The sequence below is a fragment of the Candidatus Neomarinimicrobiota bacterium genome (assembly GCA_016784545.1).
GTDB lineage: Bacteria > Fidelibacterota > UBA8477 > UBA8477 > JABMPR01 > JABMPR01.
In genome coordinates this window covers 18506-42429 of record JADHUM010000027.1, presented here as the reverse complement: position 1 = coordinate 42429, position 23924 = coordinate 18506, and the positions used below count along the sequence as shown (strand labels likewise).

The window sequence follows — 23924 nt, the reverse complement described above, 5'->3', positions numbered from 1 at the left end:
TGCCCTACAATTCGGGGTATTTAATAACTGTGTTTTCTATGGCAGGAATACTTCGTAAATAATCGTAAATCGCCCCCAAATCTTCAGCTTTCATTGTGGCATAATATGTCCAGGGCATTGGTGTATTGATCTGACCCTTTGCAAGAGGAATTTCGCGGGCTGCAGGATTGTCCAAGACCTTAAAGCGCTGGATAAAGGCCTCTTTCGTCCAGCTTTTAATTCCTGTGGCATGGGGCGTAATGTTGGCTGAATTCACAGTACCACCAGACAACATCCCCATGGTGAAGCCACCTGCAAATTCCATCCCATCTATAGGCATTCCCTGCTCCATAGGGGTATGGCAGTCAGTACATCCTGCCGCCGTGGTCATGTATTTCCCATAGGCGATGGCATCAGTTTTATAGGGGAGGCTACCAAACTCAGCTTGCTTTGGGATGGTCCGAACGATCAGGTTAAGGGGGAAGTTAAGTTTTCGCGGAGGAACCTCATTTGGGATGGGGTCCAGGGTTCTGATATAAGCCACCATGCTATAGATATCCTCCCGACTCATTCGGGCATAGTTAGGATATGGCATAATGGGAAAAAGCGGGATTCCATCCTTGTTCACGCCACTGGTTATGGCTCGAATAATTTCACCGTCAGTCCAGGATCCTAAAGCAGCGGGGGTAATATTGGGAGCATAGATGGTTCCTGGAGTTCCCATTTCCTCGTTATAGACTTCGCCTCCAGCACCGCGAGTACCTGGTTTGACGGGTGCCATAAAAATAGACCAATCTCTTTGACTGTGACAATCCGCGCATCCCACGACATGTTCAACAAGATATTCACCTCGCTGAAGACGTTCAGGTGTCGATTCCACATCAATATCTTCAGCCTGATCAACTTTGATGGGCAAAAAAATACCACAGGAGATGAAACAAAATGTGAGGACTAGCACAAAAATAGTTTTCATGACTTATTCCGTATTATAGCAATTGATTGTCTGCAAAGGAGAAGCACTGGGTCCGACCCACAATGAGATGATCTAAGAGATCGACATCGATGGTTTCTAGAGCCTGCTTCAAGTTTTTAGAAATTTCCCGGTCGTTCTTATAAGGTGTTGATGATCTTGAGGGGAGGCACTGGACCAAAATTACTGAGGCGGCTTTGTGATCTGTGGCTTTTTGTGTTACTTCTGACATGTAAATCGATGGGGTTGAGAGGACTTCTGGTCCTAACTCATTCATATCTATAACCTGGTTTTTTTTATCAAGAAGAATGATTAAGACAGCATCACGATTGCGATCACGATGATGCGTATTCAGGTACTCTGACACTGCTTTGCTGGAGTTCAGACAATTCATGCCGTCTGGCTGGACAAATAGATTGCGGCTCCCGGCCACATGTGTTTGCTCGATGATATATTTACCTGAGTGAGCTCTCCTTGAAGCGTGACGGGCAGTTGGATCAGCATTGGGCGACAAGCCACAAGATGATAACCCTGCCACCAATAGAATTAGATATATATTTCTCAAACATTCTCCCCGATGATAATTAAATCTTAATGATGAGAATATATATCACATTTAATAGTTGTCAATATAAAATGCTGTTTTGGCCTGTCGTAGGTTTAGGTAAAATAATAAGATGCAATTCTAAACATGATGTGGGATATGTCTACACTTTCAGGTCTTATTTGACTGCTATGAAGGATTATGGGATATTACAAAAGTCGATGATCGGCGAATGAGAAAAAATCGTTCCCACCGACAATGAGATGATCCAGGATTTCAACATCAATGGATGTCAGCGCAACTTTCAACTTTTTGGTCACTGCCCGATCACTTCCTGAGGGGGTGAGGGACCCTGAGGGGTGGTTGTGTACCAGAATGACGCTGGCAGCATCATAACTCAATACCTTTTGGATGACTTCCCGGGGATAGATGGCCGAAGTAGTGAGCGATCCGGTAAAGAGCTCTTCCATTTTGATAATCTGATTTTGACCATCCAGAAAAATGACCAGAAAGACCTCGCGATTCCTTTCCCGCAAGTTGTGGGTGAGGTAATCCTTAACTGTTTTGCTGGATCTGAGATAATCTTTGCCCTCAGTTTGTTCAAATAAATACCTCCGGCCTACAGCATTGGGAAGTTTAAGGGCAAAAACATTTGATAGCCCCAAGCCTTTTATATCGAGGAGAACCGAAGTGGGAGCTTCCAACGCTCCGGCCAGGCTTCCAAATCGTCTAATCAATTCTTTTGCCTGAGGTTTCATATCCTTTCGAGGTGTTGCAAGGGTGAGGAGGAGTTCCAGAACCTCATAATCGTGGAAGGATTCTATTCCGTTTTGAAAAAATCGTTCTCTCAATCTCTGTCGATGACCTGAACTTGAAACAGCTTTTGCTTTCATGGTAGACTCCCAATCTAGATAAGTGAAATTTGGTGTCATTGACACCAGTCGATTGTAACTACTGAGATAGGGTTAGCTGATCAGGGTGTAAATTTAAAAATTATTGTTTGAAGTTCAATGCCAGGAATGGAAAAGATCACGCCTTGTTGAACACATGAAATGTTCGCACTCAGTTTATTGATTTTTAAAGGTAAGTGCCGCCTTTACAAAATCTTTGAACAGAGGATGTGTTTTAGCTACTCTGGATTTGAACTCGGGGTGGGCTTGAGTTCCAATAAACCAGGGGTGATCGGCAACCTCAACCATCTCAACCAACTCGTTGTCTGGAGATGCTCCCGAAATGATCATACCAGCTTTTTCCAGTTGATCCCGATATTCATTATTTACTTCAAATCGATGTCGGTGACGTTCAGAAATATTTACTTCACCATAAGCATTAAAGGATTTGGTTCCCTCCTTGAGGACACAATCATAAGCGCCTAAACGCATTGATGCACCTTTGTGGGTCACATGATGTTGTGAGAGCATGAGGTGAATAACAGGATGAGGGGAGGTTTCTGAAAACTCTTCAGAGTCTGCATTTTCCAGACCTAGGACATTGCGGGCATATTCTATGACTGCCACCTGTAAACCAAGGCACAAACCCAAAAATGGGATTTTCTTCTCTCTCGCATACTGGGCGACTCGAATTTTACCTTCGATGCCTCGAGAGCCAAACCCACCGGGTATTAAAATTCCATGAACATGGCCCAATACTTTTTCCAAACCGGCATCAGACTCCAGATCTTCGGTATCCACAAATTCAACTTTCACTTCACATCGATTGTCGACTCCAGCATGAATAAAGGATTCAATGATGCTCTTATACGCATCCACCATGGCTGTGTATTTACCGGCCACTGCTACGGTAATGTTATCTTCAGGATTTAAAATGTGATGGACAAATTGTTCCCACTTTGAGGTATCAGACTCAACGTTTTCCATGTGAAGTTTTTCCATGACAATACCAGCGAGGTGTTCTTTTTGCAGGAGGAGGGGGACTTCATAAATTGATTTTGCATCAAGACCTTGAATCACAGCATTGGGCTTTACATTTGTGAATAAGGCCAATTTCTGTCTCACATCATCGGTTAGCTCATACTGGGTACGGCACAAAAGAATATCTGGCTGCAAACCTATCTCTCTTAAGCGCATGACAGAATGTTGACTGGGTTTTGTTTTTAGCTCTTCGCTGGCCTCAATGTATGGAATGAGGGTAACATGCAGGATGATGACATTCTCATGACCACGAGCCTGCTGAAATTGTCGAACTGCCTCCAGGAAGGAAAGACTTTCGATATCACCAACGGTTCCACCAATTTCGGTAATAACCACATCCAGGTTTGGATCAACTCGTTCCGGCTTTTCAATTCTTTTGATGATCTCATCAGTGACATGTGGAATGATTTGTACAGTCCCACCCAGATAGTCCCCGCGACGCTCTCTCTCCAAAACCTCATAATAGATACTGCCAGCCGTGCTGTTATTAGCCTTGGTCATGTCGGCATCAATAAATCGTTCGTAATGACCTAAATCAAGATCGGTTTCTGTCCCATCATCAAGAACAAATACCTCTCCGTGCTGGAATGGATTCATGGTGCCGGGATCAACATTCAGGTAGGGGTCAAGTTTCTGGATGGTTACTTTTTTGTTTTTTAGCTCCAGCAACATTCCCAGGGAAGCAGCCGCAATACCTTTCCCAAGACCGGAGATGACCCCCCCTGTTACAATGATGTGTTTGGCTTGATGCGCTTCCATAATGTCCTCAAATATTTCTTTTAATTGACTGTAAGTTAGGTGGAGTCTGTTTTGCTGGTGGAGACAGTGCCAGTGTGAAAGCGTTGGGACTGATATATTCCACCTTGAAATGCATGGTTTAGCTTATGCGAAGCTTCCATCGGTTTAAAGCATAACCTGCCAGGGTTGTTGCTTTTGTGAGGTCCGAGATGAGGGGGAAATTTTGGGTCACATGAATGCCAGCTCTCATGTGGAGCAATATAGTAAAAGGTCTCCCAAGGCCAAGCTCTTTCAATGAAAAACAGGGCATATATTGTTGCTCTTCGCAGCTATATTATTCGCTAATCAATTCGAGGGTACTATGGGACATATTGTCAGTGAGCACCGAGACTACCGTCTGCTTCAGCAACGTTTTGACCGACATATCACGGGCGCGCCAGCCTCACCTACCTTTACCAAAATTTTAGAACTCCTATTTACACCTGATGAAGCCAGACTCGTACGCCGTTTCCCGACAATACCAACTCGAACCGCCAAATTAGCAGTAAAACTCAATATGGACGAGGACAGGCTAAACGATTTGATCCAGGATTTAGCGCATCGTGGGCTTGTGGTGGATATTGAGCGTAAAGGCCGCCGCTATGTTGCCCTCCCACCTGTAGTCATTGGTTTTTTTGAATACACCTTTATGCGATCCAGACCGGATGCTCCCATGGCAGAAATAGCCCGATTATTCGAAAAATATATGCTTGAAAATGATCGTTTCAGTCGAGCTGTTTTTGAAGGACAAACCCAGGTGGGGCGTTCGCTCCCCCGAGAGGAGTCTCTACCCCAGGGTGATCATATCGAAATCCTGGATTATGATAGAGCATCTCATGTGGTTAAAAACGCCAGTTCCCATGCAGTCTCTCTGTGCGCTTGTCGGCACAAGGCCGAGCATCTTGGAAAAGCTTGTGACCACGAGCAGAGTAATTGTCTCTCCTTTGGAGGAGCCGCAGATGTCCTGGTCCACAATGGTCTGGCTCAACATATCTCTGTCTCAGAATCCATGCGCCTGTTGGAAATGAGCAAGGAGGCAGGCCTGGCCCAAACAGGAGACAATGTCCAGAATGACTTGAGCTATATCTGTAATTGTTGTGGATGTTGCTGTGGGATGATGGAAGCCATAAAGACTTTCGATATGAATAATGCCATTGTGTCTTCAAGCTGGATTTTGGATATCAATGAGGAGACCTGTACGGGATGCGCAAAATGTGAAGCTGCCTGTCCAGTTGATGCCATTGAAATGGTGAAGTATGAGCAGGATGGTCGCAAGAAGCAAAAAGCCACGCGGGATGAAGAAGTTTGCCTGGGGTGCGGTGTTTGTCCAACCTATTGTACTACGGGTTCAGCAACAATGAAAGCGCGTCCCCAGAGAATTTATACCCCTGAAAGCAGTTTTGATAAATATGCTGCCATGGCCATAGAACGGGGTAAGCTTTCGGATCTAATCTTTTATGACTACGATGGATTTAGTCATCGAACTCTGGGACGTGTTCTAAGTGTCCTGGAAAAAACATCACCTGTAAAAGCACTCATGGCTATTGAGCCCCTAAAATCTATTTTCCTAAATAAACTGGTGAGCCGTCGTAGTGGATAAACCCCCAAAACCCGCTTAGATGTAAACATGCTTAAAGCCAAAAATGTAGATCAATATATCTAATCTCAACCCCACTGGGCTGAAGCAATTACGAAGCTCAGAAAAATCCTAAAAGAATTAAATTTAGAGGAGACCATTAAGTGGGGTGGTCCGGTTTACATGTATGAGAAAAAAAATATCGTTAGCATTGGTGGATATAAAGCGTTTTTCAGTTTGTGGTTCTATCAGGGTGCCTTGCTTAAAGATGAAAAAGGTCTATTGGTAAATGCCCAGGAGGGTGTGACCAAAGCTCAACGCCAGATGCGTTTTCAGCATGTTGATGAAATAGATGCCGGAGTGGTCAAGATTTATACCCTGGAGGCAATAGATAACCAAAAGGCTGGCAAAGAGATCAAAGCAAATACCAGGAAGCCAATTATTATTCCCGCAGAACTTGAAAAAACCTTAGAATCCCATTCGAATTTACGCTCCAGTTTTGAGACCTTGACCCTCTCAAAACAACGGGAATATGCTGAATATATTTCTAACGCAAAACGAGCGGAAACAAAACTCAATCGCCTGGAAAAAATTATCCCCATGATCCTGGATGGTGTGGGGCTATCTGACAAATACCGTCGCTGAAAAGCTAAATCTTTAAACGGGCTTGTATTTTAACTGGACAAGGTGAATATTAAAAGGTGACCGATGGAGTCATGTATTTAATCAAGTTAAGGAGTTTTTTATGAGTCAATCAAACGTCGTTGGCTGGTTTGAGATTTATGTCGAGGATATGGATAGGGCAGTCAGTTTTTATTCGTCAGTATTACAGTGTGGGGAGTTCACAGATTTCAGTTTCGGCGGTGAACAGCTTATGGGTTTCCCAGGGGTTGAAAACGGTCTTTATGCAGCTGGAGCGCTGGTGAAGAGTGATGGATACTCACCAGGAAAAGGTGGAACCATGGTCTATTTCAACTCAGTGGATTGTGCTGGGGAGGAAGGACGTGTGGTTGCAGCTGGAGGCAAAGTCCTGGTTCCCAAACATGCCATTGGAGAACATGGCTTTGTTACCATACTTCAAGATAGTGAAGGTAATTCCATCGGAATCCATTCGAGACAATAGGAGGATGCGGTGAACAAATTCAAAACTGAAATAAAATGGGCTCTCATCTTTATGGGGGTGACCCTGGCTTGGATGCTTCTGGAACGTCTTACTGGTCTGCACAGCACCCACATCGATATGCATGCGACCTATACAAACTTTTTTGCGCCGATAGCCATCGCAGTTTATGTCTTCGCATTAAGGGATAAAAGGGCCACTGATCTGAGTGGAAAAATGACATATATGGAGGGACTTATAAGCGGCGTGATTATCTCGGTTATCGTTGGAGTACTAAGCCCCTTTGGCCAGATGATTACAGCTTATGTCATTAGCCCCAATTATTTTGAGAATGCCATCAGTCACGGCGTTGCGAATGGATTAACGACACTGGCAGAAGCAAAGGCGTATTTTAACCTAAAAAATTATATTATTCAGAGTTCGATCTTCGCTCCGGTTATGGGGGTTTTTACCAGCGCCGTCGTTGCCTTCTTTCTTAAATCAAAACCGGAAGCTAATACACAGGCATAGGAAAGATCTGCTGTAATTCGAATTAGAACATGATATTTGCCTGAAACCTGGCTGGTGTGTCCTGTCATTATGCTTTTTCTTTATCCCCTGAGGATTAATTTGACCTCAAATTAATAACTAAGGGGAGGCAATATGCCCAGTGATTTTTCGCAACAAGCACTGACACATCTACGTGATGGTTCAAACTTCCAATGGTACGTCATTCCATTACTGGCGTTTGTGTTTTATGTCTATGCCGTTGAGATGGAGAAAAAGAATTATGTTGCCGTTCTGGCAGGGCTGGCTTTCTGGGGCATGGACTGGTTCAATGAGATCATGAACTCAGTCATTTTTAAACTTGCAGGTTGGGCGCCACTCTGGTGTACACCTGGTGACACCTCATATCTCATCCTCATCGGGCTGAATATTGAAATCATGTTTATGTTTGCCGTGTCAGGTATTATCTGGACAAAGTTTTTACTCCCCAATAAAGAGGATAAGATTCTAGGCGTTCCAAACAGATGGTTTATAGCTATTGCTGGCTCCATTTTTTGTGTGTTTATCGAGGTACTCCTCAATGCTGTGGACGCCCTTACCTGGGATTGGAGCTTCTGGGATGCTAATACTCCCTACCTTATTTTCCTGTTTGGCTATCTCACCTTTTTTGTCGTTGCCTTCTGGGTTTATGATATGCCCACTATGAAACAAAAGCTGGTCACTGTAGGAGCAATCTGGGGAATTGATGTATTGGCTGTGTTGATTTTTGGTCTGGGATTAGGGTGGTTATAATACAGTTGTAATCCACTCACCCTGGGATAAGATAAGCTGTCTCCTGCTCATGATGACCAGGAGACAGCTTATGAGGATAAATAGGTAATTGAAGAATCAATCTGCACGAATCGAAACCTACGAAAAGTGGGTTAAAAATAAATTTAATATATACAACAGTCTGTTTTTAAATCTTCCGTCGGAAAGTATAAGTAATGTTGGAATCCTCATTCCACTATTGCACGAAGTGGCAAAGAAGGGACTGGCGGATGGTTTGGAACCGTTGGAAATTCTGGATACATTTTTCAATACCCATACAAATATTAGTACGGAAACTGAAAATATTGAATTCATGTTCAATGTTATCCAATATGTTGAACGGCAGGTGGTCTTGTTTGACAGTGTTGAAGATGCTTCCTTTGGTGAGCTTCAAAAACACAACACAGATCTCTCCTTAAATGATTTTTTTACCCTCTTAAACTCCAGAAACAAAAGCGATGAAATTTTAGAAAAACTCTCTGTATTTAGTGCCCGGTTGGTTCTTACGGCCCATCCAACTCAATTTTACCCCCAGGCGGTTCTCGATATCATCAGTGATTTACGGAAACTCATCAAGAAGAATGATATCAATCATATCGACCAGGTGCTTCAGCAACTGGGGATGACCTCATTACTCAACGCCAAACGACCCACACCATTTGAAGAGGCCCAAAATCTGATCTACTACCTCAAATATGTGTATTATGATGCCATTGGGGATCTCTATTGGAAAATCAAGCATAAGCTTGGCAGTGATGACTTTGACAACCCTAACATTATTCAACTAGGTTTTTGGCCAGGAGGGGATCGAGACGGAAATCCCTTTGTCACTTCAAAAACGACCATGCAGGTCGCCAATGATCTAAGAATGAGTCTGATGAAGTGCTACTATTGGGACCTCAAAGGCCTGGCATCAAAATTGACCTTTAAGGGTGTGGATCAAATTATCGGTGAATTGCGAAACAAACTCTACAAAGCCACATATGATTCTGACAAAGGTATCCCATATAGAGATATCCTCGATCCCCTGCTGCTGGTAAGGGATACAGTTCAAACAAAAAACAAGGGATTGTATCTGGATGATCTGGACAGAGTGATTGATAAAGTGAAAATATTCAAATCACATTTTGCATCATTGGATATCCGCCAGAATCATGATGTTCACTATAATACAATCGAAGCTATCCTGGTGAAAGAACAGCTGGTTCATGCCAACCTGAAAGAGCTTGATTCAGATGAGCTCATAGCCATCCTCACTACAAAAGAATTGTTACTGGATATTACTCAGTATGATGATGAACTCATCAGAGATACCCTCAGAACCATTTGTTCCCTGAAAGAGATCCAGGAAAAGAATGGAGAGATAGGCTGTCATCGCTATATCATCAGTAATTCTGAGGATATCTTTTCCGTACTGTTTGTTTTTGCACTTTTTAGATGGTGCGGTTGGAAGGGCGATCAACTACCCTTTGATATTGTTCCTCTTTTTGAATCTATGAGAGGTATGGGTCAATCAGAGGCGATTATGGATACACTCTTTAATATAGCTATATATAGAAATCATCTGCTGCAGCGCGACAATAAACAAACGGTCATGCTGGGCTTCTCTGATGGAACCAAGGATGGTGGCTATCTCCAGGCAAATTGGGCAATTTTTAAAACCAAGGAAGCCTTGTCAGCCACTTGTGAACGTCATGATATCAAAGCCATCTTTTTTGATGGTCGTGGTGGACCACCGGCTCGGGGTGGAGGAAAAACAAATCGTTTCTATGCGTCGCAGAGTAAACAGATTGCCAAGCATGAAATTCAAATGACCATTCAGGGGCAGACCATCACAAGTCGTTATGGAACCAAAGAGCATTTCACCCACAATTGCGAACAATTACTAACAGCAGGATTATCCAATGTCATTTACGACAGGGAGATCACGATTTCTAAAGTGGAGCGGGACCTGCTCGAGGATCTGGCGAAGTTGAGCCACGAGAAATATGTCAACCTCAAGAATCATGAGATGTTTATTCCCTATCTGGAAAATAAGAGCACCTTACAATATTATTCGGAAGCCAATATCGGAAGCCGGCCCGTCAAGAGGGGAACTCTAAAGAAATTGGAATTGGATGATCTGCGAGCGATACCTTTTGTCGGTTCGTGGAGTCAGATGAAACAAAATGTGCCAGGCTATTTCGGCGTGGGAACCGCCATTAAAACGCTGGTTGACAAGGGGAAGTTGGATGAGCTGAAACGACTGTTTGTGGATGTTCCTTACTTCAAAGCCCTCATGCTCAATAGTATGATGTCCCTTTTTAAATGCGATTTTGATCTGACTCGATATATAGCCAATGATATCGAGTATACTGAATTCTGGAATGTTCTTCTGGATGAATACAATTTATCGAGTGAAATGCTTCTATCCATCTCAGGTTTTGATCATCTCATGGAGGAAGAAGCAGTTTCCAGAGAATCTATTGAAGTTAGAAAACGAATTGTACTACCTCTTCTATTGATTCAACAGTACGCCATGCAAAAGATTGAAAAAGGTGGTGATAAAAAAAGTAGCTATGAGAAGATTGTTCAGCGATCCCTGTATGGGAACATTAATGCAAGCAGGAATTCAGCTTAAAATTAGAACTTAATATTTGGTCTAAACCAGAGGAAAGCATGAAACTTTCTCATCACATCATTATTGTCTGTCTGTTATTCGTCGGACTGTCCCCGGATATAATAGCTCAGGATTGGGCAAACCTGAAGCGCTTCCAGGAAGAAAACCTGAGCTTGAGCGCTCCAGCAGCCGGAGAATCACGAGTGGTGCTCATGGGGAATTCCATCACTGAAGGATGGCCAAAATTCTATCCTGAATTCTTTGAGAATTCCTCCTACATAGCGCGGGGTATCAGCGGTCAGACCACTCCCCAAATGCTGCTGCGCTTCAGGCAGGATGTCATTGATCTTAAACCTGATGTGGTGGTTATTCTGGCAGGAACGAATGATATTGCCGGGAACACTGGTCCCATGACCCTGGATGAGATTCAGGGCTACATCGTTTCCATGTGTGAGTTAGCGCTTGCCAACGAGATAAATATTGTTCTGTCGTCTGTTTTGCCTGCATTCGAGTATCCCTGGAAGAAGGATATTCAGCCTGCAGAGCAGATCGTGGAGCTGAATAAAATGTTGCAGGAATATGCCAAAGCAAATGAGATCATCTATCTGGATTATTTTACTCCCATGGCGGATAGTAAAAATGGTCTGAAGGAAAAATACACCTATGACGGGGTGCATCCCAACCAGGCAGGCTATATCAAAATGTCAGAACTACTTAAGCTGGCACTCAAGGAAGTAAGTAAGCGCTCCTAAGTAATATAAAATATGGTCAGTTGAAACAACGTCGCTTCCCGTTTTTGACCTGTAAGGCCTAACATCTATTCCCAATTTCCAATCATTTAGGGCTTATAGCTGTATTTTTGGGGTATGCAGATTGGCCACATCCCTTGCCTGTCAACATTCAAATCAAAAAACACTGTTTTGCTCTCATTTTCAGATATGGTTAGTTGAAGGGTTGAACTCGTTTATACTAAACGAAATGAAAATAACAACATACTAAATATTAATTGGATCAAACTATCACAATGAATGCTTTTGCTCAACTCGGCCTCAATGATGACATTGTTCAGGCTATTCAAGAACTGGGTTTTGAAAACCCAACCCCTATTCAGGAACAGACAATTCCCCATTTATTAACCTCAACTCAGGACCTGGTAGCCTTTGCTCAAACGGGGACAGGAAAAACTGGAGCTTTTGGTTTACCGGCCGTACATCTCACAAAACCTGAAGATAAAAGAACGCAGACACTTATCCTTTGCCCTACCAGGGAACTCTGTATCCAGATTTCAAAGGATTTGAATAATTATGCTAAAAACATCAAAGAAATCGGTGTCGTCGCAGTTTATGGTGGCGCAGCTATTGACACTCAAATTAAGGCACTCAGAAAAGCTGCTCAAATTGTAGTGGCCACACCTGGTCGAGCCAAAGATTTGATTAAGCGAAAAAGACTGCTCCTGGGGAATGTAGAGCGGGTCATTTTAGATGAAGCTGATGAAATGCTCAACATGGGTTTCAAGGAAGACCTGGATGCCATCCTGGCTGAGACTTCGACCACAAAACAGACGCTCCTTTTTTCAGCGACCATGTCAAGAGAAGTACAGCGGATGACCAAGACATACATGGATAATCCCCTTGAAATCGCTGCCACAAAAATGAATACTGGTGCTGTAAACGTTAAGCATATTTATTATATGGTTCAGGCCAAGAATAGATATGAAGTTCTAAAGCGAATCGCCGATTCAAATCCAAATATTTATGGTCTCGTTTTTTGCCGCACCAGGCAAGAGACAAAAGATACAGCCCACAAATTTATGCACGACGGGTACAATGCAGATGCCTTGCATGGTGAATTGTCGCAGGCCCAACGCGATGAAGTGATGCAAAGATTTCGATCTAAAAAAATTCAGATTCTAGTGGCAACTGATGTTGCTGCACGTGGACTGGATATAAACGATCTCACCCATGTGGTTAACTACAACCTGCCCGATGATTCAGAAGTGTATATCCATAGAAGTGGTAGAACGGGAAGAGCTGGAAAGAATGGTATCTCTATTGCCATCATCCATACTCGTGAGTATGGAAAAATCAGAGCCATTGAAAGTAAGTTCAAGCTACAATTCACAAAAGAGCTCGTCCCAACAGGGAAAGATATTTGTACCAAACAGCTTTACTCTTTGATTGATAAAATTGAAAAAGTTGAAGTTGACGAAAAGCAAATCGGTCCCTTCATGCCAGCTATCTATGAAAAACTGGAATGGTTGAACCGGGAAGAGCTTATAAAACATTTTGTGTCAGCAGAATTCAATCGCTTTCTGACCTACTACAAGCATGCTACTGATATCAATGTTTCGGCAGATGACAAACCGGAACGTGGGGAACGCCCCGGCCGACGAGACAGAAACAAGCGGAGTGAAAAGCGGGGTGACAGGGTGGACAGCAGAAAAGAGCAGGGTCCCCATCATAAAACTTTCACCAGACTGTTTATTAACCTGGGAATGAAAAACGATTTAACACCAACTCGCCTCATAGGTTTAATCAATAAAACTTTAAATTCCAATGAAGCTGATGTAGGTGCCATCGAAATTATGAAGAAGTTTGCCTTCTTCGATATCGAACAGGGCGTGGTGAATAGACTTGTTGAAAAATTGCATGGTCAGAAACATGAGGGCGTCAAAGTTCAATTGGAGGTTTCCACCGACAAGCCAACTCCCTTGCCAACCAAAAACAAAAAATTTTCCAAGCAAAAAGAATATGGAATGACCCAGGGCGGAAGACGTGGTAGCAGAAGTAAAAAGAGCGGAATTAGTCCGCGTCGAAGTCGTAATAAGTGATAGCCTAGTATGACCTTTCAACAGTTAGGGGTTATTGACCCTATCCTAAGGGCATTGAGTTCTGAGGGCTATACAAATCCAACTCCCATTCAGGAACAATCCATCCCCATTTTATTGAGGGGAAAAGATCTTCTTGGTTGTGCCCAGACGGGCACAGGAAAAACAGCTGCTTTTGCCATTCCTATTCTCCAACATCTATATCTGAAACAGCAAAATCAGCAGAACCAAAGAGGCCATCGGAAAATTAAAGCCCTCATCGTTACCCCTACGCGGGAACTGGCTATACAGATCGGTGAGAGTTTCAGTGTGTATGGAAAGCATACCGGCATTAAAAATACAGTCATTTTTGGCGGTGTAAAACAGGGAGCACAGACAAAGATACTTGAAAGAGGTGTTGATGTCCTGGTTGCAACCCCGGGCCGCCTCCTCGATCTCATTGGACAGGGATTTATCAGTTTGAAGGACGTGGAATATTCTGTTCTGGACGAAGCAGATAGAATGCTGGATATGGGGTTTATCCATGATATAAAAAAACTCATAGCCCTACTACCGCCAAGGCGTCAATCTTTGTTTTTCTCTGCAACGATGCCACCGGATATTGTGGCTTTATCACGTAAGATTCTGGGGAATCCTGAAAAAGTTTCTGTGACGCCAGATCAGACCACAGCTGAAAAAGTTGAACAAGCCATTTACTTTGTCAGTAAACCAGCTAAAACAAAACTACTCATTCATTTATTACAATCTATATCAATGGAATCTGTCCTGGTTTTTTCCCGGACAAAACACGGTGCCAATAAAATTGTCAAGCTATTGGATCGAGCAGGCATTTCAGCTGAAGCAATTCACAGCAATAAGTCACAGACGGCTCGTCAACGGGCGTTAGGAAACTTTAAAAGTGGAGAGACTAAAGTTCTGGTTGCAACCGACATTGCTGCACGTGGTATTGATATTGATGAATTGTCCCATGTGGTTAACTATGACCTTCCAAATATTTCCGAGACTTATGTGCATCGCATCGGTCGAACAGGGAGGGCTGGTTTGAGTGGTATAGCCATTTCCTTTTGTGATGAGGAAGAAAAAGCATTTCTCCGTGATATCGAAAAATTGATCAAACAGAAAATTAAGATTGTGTCTGAGCACCCCTTTGTGAATTATAAACCAGAGGTCGCTGCAAAAGATGCAGCAGTGCCCTATGGACTTCGGAAAAAATCGAGACCGTCTAACTCTGGTAGTGGAGGTAGTCGGCCAAAGCGCCGTCGTTCATCAAGTCGCAGAACACCAGAGTAAACGCTCAAAGTTCATACTTAGATTTAATTTCCTAATTCTTAGTAAGTAATATGGGTTGAGACAATGAGAATATGGTCGCTTCACCCAAGGTATTTAGACAGCAAAGGATTGGTTGCTCTCTGGCGAGAGACCTTATTGGCCAAACATGTCCTGGAGGGCAAAACCAGGGGGTATCTAAATCATCCCCAACTTCAGCGCTTTAAGGCAACAAGTCATCCCCTATACCACATTAACTCGTATCTCTCAGCTGTTCTGGAAGAAGCCAAATATCGAGGATACAATTTTGATGAGAGCAAAATTGGATCATCTGTGGAGGTAAAATTTATACCAGTGACGACGGGACAGATTCTCTATGAAAAGGATCATCTCTTGGAGAAGCTCAGGGTCAGGGATTTGGCTAAATATCATAAACTGAACGAGACTATTGATATACAGCTTCATCCCTTGTTCAATTTAATCGAAGGAGATGTTGAAGCATGGGAAATCACGAAGTAGCAGTTTAATTAAATGTCACATTTTATGAGATCACAGATATGAGTACAGTTTTAATTTCAGGTGGAACCGGTTTGGTGGGCCAGCAACTTGCAGCAGCATTAACAGAGCGAGGGTATGAAGTCATGCTTTTAAGCAGGAAGGACGCCTCCGATTTCACCTATTCCACATACCAGTGGAATCCTGATGAGCAGGAGATAGCCCACGATGCTATTGCCCGAGCTGATTACGTCGTTCACCTGGCTGGGGTAAATATCAGCGAGAAAAAGTGGACGGACGCCAGAAAGCGAGAAATCGTTGAGAGTCGCGTCAAATCTGGTAAACTTTTGATGGATAGTATCCGCAAGAACAACAAAAAGATAAAAGCATTTATATCCGCTTCAGCTGTTGGGTATTACGGCGCTGAAACCAGCGAAAAAATATTCAGCGAAACTGATTATCCTGCTTCTGATTTTTTGGGGAGTACCTGTGAAGCGTGGGAAAAACCAGCTGGTGCAATTTCGAAGCAAGGGATTCGGTCAGTAATTTTGCGCATTGGGGTAGTGCTTGCGCGTGAGGGCGGCGCTTTACAAAAAATGATATCGCCCATAAAATATGGTGTAGGGTCAGCATTGGGTGATGGTAATCAATATATCCCCTGGATTCATGTGGATGATTTGATTGGAATATTACTCAAGTCAATCGAAGATGAACAAATGAAGGGTGTCTACAATGCAGTGGCTCCCGAATCAACCAACAATGAATCGTTTACAAAACTTGCTGCTGATATATTGAAAAAACCTATGCTCATGCCAAAAGTTCCAGCATTTGTCTTGCGTCTGGCTCTGGGTGAAATGGCTGTTATTGTTCTCAAGGGGTCCAGGGTTTCAGCTGAGAAGATCGCACAAGCTGGTTATAAATTTATCCATCCTGAACTTAAAACAGCCCTCCAGGATTTATTACTTGATCTTCCACCTGAAGAAGTAAATTGAGGGCGTTAAAGTGAATTTAAATTCTGGATACGTGTCGATATACTCGCTCATGTCCACAATTTCATCCATTAATATCATAAAGTAAGGAGTATAAAATATGGCTACAATAACACTTAAGGACAATCCTATCCATACCATCGGCGAATTGCCTGAAGTAGGGACACAGGCCCAGGACTTTGAACTTGTGGCAAAAAATCTGGCTCGCGTTTCAATGGCTGACTTTGGTGGATCGAGACTTGTGCTCAATATTTTCCCAAGTCTTGATACAGGTACATGTGCAGCTTCTGTCCGATATTTTAACGAGTTAGCAGGGAAACTTGCTGATACAAAGGTGCTATGTATTTCCCGGGATACTCCTTTTGCACAATCACGATTCTGTGGTGCCGAGGGACTTGAAAATGTCCACACACTTTCTGACTTCGAAACGGGTCAATTTGGAAAGGACTATGGACTTCAAATGATTGATGGTCCTATGAAGGGCTTTCTTTCACGTGTGGTCATTGTTGTTTCCGCCGATGGGAAGGTGGAATACACACAACAGGTTCCGGTTTTGTCAGATGAACCCAACTATGATGAGGTTGTCACTCATCTAGGATAAAACCTTTGCAATAATTGCATACATTTAATTGCCTGACTATTACCATGAAGAGCCACGGGAAATAGTGAGGCGATTTGATTTAGATTAAAACGTAATGTTTTAAACATAAAACTCTTGAGTAACCCCTAGGAGTACTGAAAGCAATATGGAAAGATTTAAGTTATTCATTTTTGGGCTAGCTTTACTTGCGAATGTAGCTAGTGGCCAGACATGGTCAGGTGATACATTACGAATTAACCCAATAACTTTTAATGATCCGAGTCCCGTCGGATGGAATGCCCAATATACAACTATCGTTCAGTTCCCTGAGGATAAGATACGGTGGTCCAAAATACTTATGGTTCAGACATTAAAGTGCGATTCTTCTACAGCAGGAGACAAGTATCCCTGTGGTGAATGGGATTACATCTGGAATACCCTTATTGAAGTTCCACAAGGCGATAGTACTGAGGTCTTTTCCTTGGGAGGTTTTGTAACGCCATATGGAAAACGTTTAAAACTTGGCGATGAGAAGGGTTGGGAGTGGGTGTATGATATAAGTGAGTATGCGCCATTGTTGAAGGGACCTCGTGAATTGATTACAGGCAATAATCAGGAGTTATTGAATCTGGAGTTTGTGTTTATTCGAGGTGTGCCATCCAGGGAAGTGTTGTCTGTTGAGAACGTATATCCCTATGGTGAGTATAAGTATGAATATCTTTCCACTGACAGCTTGTTACCAGAGAGGCAGCTCATCTTATCTAAGGATGCTACTGCTTTCAGCCTAAAAGCGACTATCTCTGGCCACGGACATGCAGGACCGTACAATTGCTGTGAGTGGGAGAGTAAAACTCACACCTATCGTATCAACGGCTGGAAAACCTTCAGATGGAATGTCTGGAAAGACTGTGGCAACAATCCAATTTATCCACAAGGGGGAACCTGGCCCTTTGATAGAGCTGGGTGGTGTCCGGGATCAAAAGTAGACGAATACGAATTCGAACTCACTCCAATGGTTTCACCAGGAGATACTATTACTTTGGATTACAGTATAGAGCCTTTCTCAGACAATGGTGAGAAGGAGGGAACTTTAAGAATAAGCCATCAGCTCTTTAGTTATGGTCCACCTAGTTTTAGATATGATGCAACAGTGGTTGAGATTTTGATACCTAACTCAAAAGATAGCTATTCCAGGATGAATCCAAGTGCTGGCAATCCGGTTGTTGTCATTAAAAACAGGGGCGCGTATCCATTAAAAGATATAATTATTAAATATGGCCTTGCAGGTCACAGAAAGAAGAGGATAATCTGGAATGGGAATCTGGAGTTTCTTGAGGCTGAAGAGGTCACGCTTCCTGCATTGAATTGGAAACATGTGAGGGAATCCGGGGCGTTTGAAGTGGAACTTGTGCTTCCCAGAACTATTCAAGATGAGTACCCTGAAAACAATTTGTTGAGATCCGACTTCGAAAAACCACTTAGCCTTCCTCAAGAGTTCATCTTATCAATCCAAACAAACAATCTTGGACGGGCATCTGAAAATAAATATTATATAAGTGATGTTTCAGGGATGATCTGGTATTATAAAGACGAGTTTAAAGATAGTACAACCTATCATATCCCTGTCGAGTTAGCTCGTGGTGTTTATCAGTTCAAGTTTAGTGATGATATGGAAGATGGCATATCCCAACATTGGTGGAATAGAAACGCCGCTCCAAATCAGGTTGGTATAAATGGATCAGTTCAGTTCGAATCAATGTTTGGGGATACGTTATTGATTTTCCCGGCGGATTTTGGACAGGAATTGCTGCTTAATTTTATCGTGGAATAAGCGATCGAAGTAAGGGTTCGCTTGCAAATATTTTATCAGTGGCTCCAAGTCGCTGGTTGACAAAGGATTCAATTTTTAATGAAAGCTCATTAATGTTGTTCTCAGGCATCATCAAAAAGTTGGTAAGGTCATGAGCTTCATTTATGACTGTTGAAAGACCTTCATCCACCAAATCTATGGCTTCAGCGAGGATATCGTACTTTGGCCCATGTGCACTGGGAACATGATATACCGCGGCTTCAGTCACCGAGTGTACTCCAGCTCCAAATCCAGCACCAATAAAAGCCAGATCAGCATATTTATACAGGTCTGCCAATTGGCCAACACTGTCCCAGATCATCACGCTTTCATCTTTATGCTGATCAATTTCAGATTTGCGGATTGATTTTACTTTTTGCCTAAAGAGTTCAGTCTCCCAGGGAATAAGATCCCGTTCAGCAGTCTCATGGGGTACGATAATATGCATGAAGGCCTTGTCAGCAGCGGCCTGAGCGATTGAATCAGCAATAATCTGTAAATCAGTATTCCCTACGGATCCATACACAACGACCCGCCGGTCAGAGATCAACTCCTTAGTTATCAACATTTCAGTGTTGCTAAGAGACCTTTCTTGAACTTGATCGAATCGTGAGTCACCTACCACGTCTATTGGACCAGCGTAGATTTGCTTCAACAAAGATTTAAGACTGTCAGATCCAGTATAGATGTGATTGATGTGATCAAAAACCAGGGAGTTGACGCCGCGAAAGACAGGTAGAAGTCGCTTCGAATCCTGATACAGGTTGGCATTGATCAAGATGTTCCTGATCTGATTACGTTGAACTGAGAGCTGGAGATTTGGCCAAATATCGTGTCTGGTATTAATGAGTAAATCAGGTTTTAGCAGTGTAACGAAACGATTCACTCGTGGGTATAGGTCCCAGGGCAAAAAGCAAACCCCATCAAAAATCTTGTTCTGCGAAGCCTTATAGTAGATGGTAGCAGAGGTGAATGTCTGGAAGATGTATACATCCATTTTAGAAAGCCGAGATAATACTGGGCGCATTTGCTCAAACTCTCCAGCAGAGGCAGAATGGGTCCAGACGACTGGCTTTGGATCAGACTTAACTTTATCTTGAAAACGTAAAACTCTTGAAGTTATGTCTTTCTGCCCCGTAAAACTACCACCAAGTTTATCATTAATGAAAGCACCAACCCATATTATGGGTAAGGCGATGTAAAGAAGAAGATTGTAGATTAAATAAAAGAGTATTTTCATTTCTGTGATGCTATGATGAGATCGGCAAACTCACGAAATGCTCCATCGCCCCCGGCACGGCTTAATAAAATATCCGGTTTGAGAATATGAAAAGCTGGGGTGCTTGAAGGGGCAGCTGTAAGTCCAGCAACCTGCATAACAGTATAGTCATTCAAATCATCACCAATGTAGGCTGCCTCAGAAGGAGAAAGATCATACTTTACCAGAAGAGATTCAAAGACTTCCAACTTATCATGGACACCAAGGAAGACATCCTCAATCTTCAGCTTTTCAGCTCGCCGGGCCACAGGCTGGGAGTCCTCTCCAGTTATGATGGCTGTTCTAATGTTGGCCTTTGTTAAGAGGGCTGTTGCCATCCCATCATAATAACTGAAGGCTTTCATTAATTCCCCATGTTCAGTATAATAGATTTTAGCATCTGTCCAGACACCATCAATATCCGTTACAACTAACTTGATCTTTTGAGCTTTGGTTCGCAGTGCTTCAGATATCATTTAAACTCCTGTTTACCAGTTGATGTCTTCATCCTTGAGAACCACATCGGCAGCAATATCCTTGATAACCATTTTTCCTAAGAGCTCATCCATCCGAGCCGGTGAAATCCCAGTTCCCGGACCCTTTGTGGTAAGCATGTCTCTTGTCAGAACTGTGCCTGCAGAAAGGTCTACCTGGGAAACAATGCTTTTGGCCAATTTCTTGAATATGGGTGCTTCTGAATCTTGTATTCGTTTGGTCTTTACACCCATAGCTGCTTCGATATGTCTGATATCTCGGACAAGCTTCGAAAACCCACCTGGTTCAAGAGATGCTGCATGATCCCCACCCTTCATGGTTCTGTCCAGGGTGAAATGGCGCTCCACAATTTTTGCCCCCAGGGCCACCGCTGCCTCAGTGATGGCAATTCCCAATTCGTGACCAGAATAGCCGATCACAGCATGGGGAAAGCTTTGTTTGAAAGTGTTGATCACACTCAGGTTTACCTCTTCAAATACTGACGGATACGTCGATGTGCACTGAAGCAGGCACAGGGGTACAACATATGGCTTAATGGCATTAACAGCTGTTTCCACCATTTCCATATCAGCCATACCAGTGGAGAGAATCATGGGTTTGTGCTTTTTTGCAGTATGGATCAGTAAGGGGATATTGGTCAAATCGGCTGAAGCCATTTTGAAAAATGGCACACCAAGGGCATCCAGAAAATCGATACTCTCTTCATCCCAACCAGAGGCAATAAAGTCAACATTATGCTCGCTGGCATAATCCATGAGTTCCTGATAATCGGTTTCAGATAACTCCAGAGCTTTTTTATGCTCGCCGTAGGTCTTGCCAAATGAATTGCGATTATCATAAGGCATTTCAAGACCCTCGTGGGTCAGGATGCGCTTGATGCTCCGCTTTTGAAATTTTACTGCATTAGCGCCAGCATCAGCAGCTTCTTTAATAAGTTTTTTTGCAATCTCCACTTCACCCTGATGATTAATACCTATCTCAGCGATGATGTAGGTTGGTTCACTTTCACCAACGATTTGTGAACCTAGCTGTAAAGTTGGCAATGCAACCTCCAATATTTAAATAAAGCGATCTAGCTTTTCAAATTCTGAGCAATTTCTTCCAGCAAGGTAAAATCACTTGAAATATCTATCTCCGGACTGAATGCTTCGGGGAAAATGGTATAGCCTATCTTTCCCCCCAGTCTATTCCCAGCGCGTTCAAAATGGCCTGTTGAAAAAATATAAACAGACCCATTTTCAACATATCTGATATCAGATTCTACCATATCCTGACGTCTTGGTCGATTCATAAAATCATATTCAGCATGTGCTTCTTCCCCGCTGACCTTCCAGAAAAACCGATGAGTGGGAGAGATACTAAGCAGGGAATCGAAACCCCCAGTCCTAAACTTTTCAAGAGCCTCATCCAGTGAGCCATCGGGACGAAGGGGACTGGTAGCCTGTAATAAAACAATGATTTCGGGGGTTAAATTCTGCCCTCTCCACCATTCGATTGCATGTGAAATGGCAGACTCGGTTGTAGCGGTATCACCAGCAATCTCAGTGGGTCTCGGAATTACTTCAGCTCCATCGCCTCTGGAAATCTGAGAAATCTCATCATCATCAGTAGATACAAACACACGGTCAACAGATTTGGATGCCATAGCATATTGGATGGTATGGCTGATCAATGGCTGTCCCAGAAATGGAGCAATATTTTTATGTGGAATACCTTTTGAGCCACCACGAGCCGGAATAATACAAAAAATTGACATGCCTCAATATATATGGAGAGACGCCCATCACAGCCCACATTTTTTTGGGACTTATCTGCTGATATAGATTTATACAATAAGGACCTAATCAACACGTGCCCATAACAACCACCCGGTTTATGTTCAAAGCCATGAACAACAGAATTTATATCATTCTTGTATTTGGACTCCTGGGGGTCAGCTTTGGGGCGCCCCTGGCCCGGTTTCTTCCAGAAATGGCTGCACTAACTATTGCGTTTTGGCGGATGGCTGGCGCTTCAACCCTGTTGTGGAGTCATGGAGTTATCCAAAAGCAAGAGCCTCTGGGGAGAAGTAAGTTTCCAGCAATTATCGTTGCCGGAATATTTCTGGCTCTGCACTTTGCATTTTTCTATTCTGCCGTCAAGTTGACATCAATTGCAAGCGCCACCCTTTTTGCCACCCTGGCTCCCATCTTCACGCTGGTCTATGAACGCTTCGCTTTAAAACATAAATTTCCTGTGGGTGCGCTGGTTGGCTTGTGGATGGCTATTTCAGGCGCAGTCATTGTCCAGGGGACAGAGTTTGCCTGGGGGTCTGAAGCAACCCAGGGAAATTTTTATGCCCTGGCCAGTTCAGCTTTTATGTCAGTTGTGCTTATCATTGCACAACGTATACGTAGTGAAATCACCAATATCATGTACACCCGATGGTTGTATTTGTTTGCCGCTCTGACACTGGCTTTGATCATTTTCAGTCTGGGGATTGACATAAGCTTTCAGCTCGCAGATTCAAAATGGTTATTGGGACTGGTTATTTTACCAACCCTTATCGGACATAATAGCATGAGCTATGCCGTAAAATATCTTCGCCCAACCATTGTAGGCTCTATGCCTTTTGGTGAACCCATTCTGGCTTCCATTTTGGCCTGGTTGTTTTTTGGGGAAATGGTTGGATTGAATGTGATAATCGGAGGGGCAATCACCCTTTCAGGTCTGGTACTGCTCACCTTAAAACGAGATTAATTAGCGTCTAAAACCTTTATTTGCCCCTTGTGGATGAGCGCTTCTATAAATTCTTTTTCACCACTCACATCATGCTTGGCAGCCTTCTTAATAAATCCCTTATCCTTGAGCCAGCGCTTCAGGGAACTATCAAAATAATGAGCTGTTGACCCGACGAAGAAATCGAAACCGTGCAGCGTCACGTCAAGACCCAATAAATAAAAGAAATATATGGCAAAGAATCCAGTGGTCGGTCGGTCTAGACCACAACTTGTTTCCATCTCAGACATGATTTCCAGGGGTAAAAGAGAATAGTTTTTGGTCCCAAGTCGTTTTTGAATTCGGCCGTGGATGGCTTGCCCTTTATGATTCAAGACCACAGGAGGTATCATCACCAAAATCTTTTCTGGGGGAGTCATTCGCTTTTTTAAACCCTGATTGGCACCATTCACCCAGATGTCTGTACGGGATCCTACTCGTGATTCCATATGATCGGTGACAAAATTGTTAATACGAATGATCTGGTCAAACTTGTCAACCTCTAGGCCCATCTCGTGCCTGGCAGCACTGGGTCCATTCCCAATGATGAGGATGGAGGCATCTTTTAGTGACTGATATTCTTGGGGGAGATCTTTTAAGCTAAAGGTGGTCATGT

The 23924-nt window shown here is 43.2% G+C and carries 22 protein-coding genes and 1 pseudogene; 14 read left to right on the top strand and 9 right to left on the bottom strand.

Features of this window, described 5'->3' with window-relative positions:
- Positions 1–4: 4 nt before the first annotated feature.
- From ISR87_07825 to ISR87_07810, 4 genes are all read right to left on the bottom strand, one after another.
- Positions 5–952 (bottom strand): c-type cytochrome, encoded by a 948-nt coding sequence (locus ISR87_07825; protein ID MBL7025352.1) that lies wholly within the window; start codon positions 950–952, stop codon positions 5–7.
- Positions 953–965: 13 nt separating this feature from the next.
- Positions 966–1514 (bottom strand): hypothetical protein, encoded by a 549-nt coding sequence (locus ISR87_07820; protein ID MBL7025351.1) that lies wholly within the window; start codon positions 1512–1514, stop codon positions 966–968.
- Between the two features lie 188 nt (positions 1515–1702).
- Positions 1703–2386, bottom strand: coding sequence for a DNA repair protein RadC (gene radC / locus ISR87_07815; GenBank protein ID MBL7025350.1), 684 nt, complete (start codon positions 2384–2386; stop codon positions 1703–1705).
- A gap of 174 nt (positions 2387–2560) precedes the next feature.
- Positions 2561–4183, bottom strand: a complete 1623-nt coding sequence (locus tag ISR87_07810) for a CTP synthase (protein ID MBL7025349.1) — start codon at positions 4181–4183, stop codon at positions 2561–2563.
- Positions 4184–4523: 340 nt separating this feature from the next.
- Between ISR87_07810 and ISR87_07805 the strand changes: the two genes are divergently transcribed.
- The 13 genes and pseudogenes from ISR87_07805 (at position 4524) to ISR87_07745 (ending at position 18780) form a co-directional block, all read left to right on the top strand.
- Complete coding sequence (locus tag ISR87_07805) at positions 4524–5801, top strand: 4Fe-4S dicluster domain-containing protein (GenBank protein MBL7025348.1); 1278 nt, start codon at positions 4524–4526, stop codon at positions 5799–5801.
- A 27-nt stretch (positions 5802–5828) separates the two neighbouring features.
- A pseudogene (locus tag ISR87_07800) lies at positions 5829–6422 on the top strand (YdeI/OmpD-associated family protein).
- A gap of 100 nt (positions 6423–6522) precedes the next feature.
- A complete protein-coding gene (locus ISR87_07795) occupies positions 6523–6900 on the top strand; it encodes a VOC family protein (protein ID MBL7025347.1) in 378 nt (125 codons plus the stop codon).
- Positions 6901–6909: 9 nt separating this feature from the next.
- Positions 6910–7407, top strand: a complete 498-nt coding sequence (locus tag ISR87_07790; protein MBL7025346.1) for a DUF4199 domain-containing protein — start codon at positions 6910–6912, stop codon at positions 7405–7407.
- Between the two features lie 132 nt (positions 7408–7539).
- Entirely contained in the window at positions 7540–8175 is a 636-nt protein-coding gene (locus ISR87_07785; protein ID MBL7025345.1) for a hypothetical protein, read from the top strand.
- A gap of 88 nt (positions 8176–8263) precedes the next feature.
- Positions 8264–10813, top strand: coding sequence for a phosphoenolpyruvate carboxylase (locus tag ISR87_07780; GenBank protein MBL7025344.1), 2550 nt, complete (start codon positions 8264–8266; stop codon positions 10811–10813).
- A 38-nt stretch (positions 10814–10851) separates the two neighbouring features.
- The gene (locus ISR87_07775) at positions 10852–11544 is read left to right on the top strand and encodes an SGNH/GDSL hydrolase family protein (GenBank protein MBL7025343.1); all 693 of its coding nucleotides are present in this window, start codon (positions 10852–10854) and stop codon (positions 11542–11544) included.
- A gap of 272 nt (positions 11545–11816) precedes the next feature.
- A complete protein-coding gene (locus ISR87_07770; GenBank protein ID MBL7025342.1) occupies positions 11817–13622 on the top strand; it encodes a DEAD/DEAH box helicase in 1806 nt (601 codons plus the stop codon).
- Positions 13623–13631: 9 nt separating this feature from the next.
- Positions 13632–14909 carry a DEAD/DEAH box helicase gene (locus ISR87_07765; GenBank protein MBL7025341.1) on the top strand — a complete coding sequence of 426 codons (1278 nt, stop codon included), beginning with the start codon at positions 13632–13634 and terminating at the stop codon, positions 14907–14909.
- 63 nt (positions 14910–14972) lie between these two features.
- Positions 14973–15404: a hypothetical protein gene (locus ISR87_07760; protein ID MBL7025340.1), complete on the top strand. Its 432-nt coding sequence runs from the start codon at positions 14973–14975 to the stop codon at positions 15402–15404.
- A gap of 38 nt (positions 15405–15442) precedes the next feature.
- Positions 15443–16372 carry a TIGR01777 family protein gene (locus ISR87_07755; GenBank protein ID MBL7025339.1) on the top strand — a complete coding sequence of 310 codons (930 nt, stop codon included), beginning with the start codon at positions 15443–15445 and terminating at the stop codon, positions 16370–16372.
- Positions 16373–16469: 97 nt separating this feature from the next.
- Entirely contained in the window at positions 16470–16970 is a 501-nt protein-coding gene (gene tpx / locus ISR87_07750; protein ID MBL7025338.1) for a thiol peroxidase, read from the top strand.
- Between the two features lie 145 nt (positions 16971–17115).
- The gene (locus ISR87_07745) at positions 17116–18780 is read left to right on the top strand and encodes a hypothetical protein (GenBank protein ID MBL7025337.1); all 1665 of its coding nucleotides are present in this window, start codon (positions 17116–17118) and stop codon (positions 18778–18780) included.
- On the opposite strand, the gene ISR87_07740 is transcribed toward ISR87_07745, so the two are convergent.
- The 4 genes from ISR87_07740 to ISR87_07725 are packed head-to-tail and all read right to left on the bottom strand — an operon-like array spanning position 18767 to position 22307.
- Complete coding sequence (locus ISR87_07740) at positions 18767–20038, bottom strand: hypothetical protein (protein MBL7025336.1); 1272 nt, start codon at positions 20036–20038, stop codon at positions 18767–18769. The two genes, ISR87_07745 and ISR87_07740, sit on opposite strands and share 14 nt — an antisense overlap.
- The gene (locus ISR87_07735; GenBank protein MBL7025335.1) at positions 20035–20532 is read right to left on the bottom strand and encodes an HAD-IIIA family hydrolase; all 498 of its coding nucleotides are present in this window, start codon (positions 20530–20532) and stop codon (positions 20035–20037) included. Before ISR87_07735 ends, ISR87_07740 begins: the two co-directional genes overlap by 4 nt.
- A gap of 12 nt (positions 20533–20544) precedes the next feature.
- A complete protein-coding gene (locus ISR87_07730) occupies positions 20545–21594 on the bottom strand; it encodes an N-acetylneuraminate synthase family protein (GenBank protein ID MBL7025334.1) in 1050 nt (349 codons plus the stop codon).
- A 29-nt stretch (positions 21595–21623) separates the two neighbouring features.
- Positions 21624–22307 (bottom strand): acylneuraminate cytidylyltransferase family protein, encoded by a 684-nt coding sequence (locus ISR87_07725; GenBank protein ID MBL7025333.1) that lies wholly within the window; start codon positions 22305–22307, stop codon positions 21624–21626.
- A gap of 95 nt (positions 22308–22402) precedes the next feature.
- On the opposite strand from ISR87_07725, the gene ISR87_07720 reads away from it, so the two are divergent.
- Positions 22403–23290 (top strand): DMT family transporter, encoded by an 888-nt coding sequence (locus tag ISR87_07720; protein ID MBL7025332.1) that lies wholly within the window; start codon positions 22403–22405, stop codon positions 23288–23290.
- On the opposite strand, the gene ISR87_07715 is transcribed toward ISR87_07720, so the two are convergent.
- Positions 23287–23922: a glycosyltransferase family 29 protein gene (locus ISR87_07715; protein MBL7025331.1), complete on the bottom strand. Its 636-nt coding sequence runs from the start codon at positions 23920–23922 to the stop codon at positions 23287–23289. The genes ISR87_07720 and ISR87_07715 overlap by 4 nt on opposite strands.
- Positions 23923–23924 lie beyond the last annotated feature (2 nt).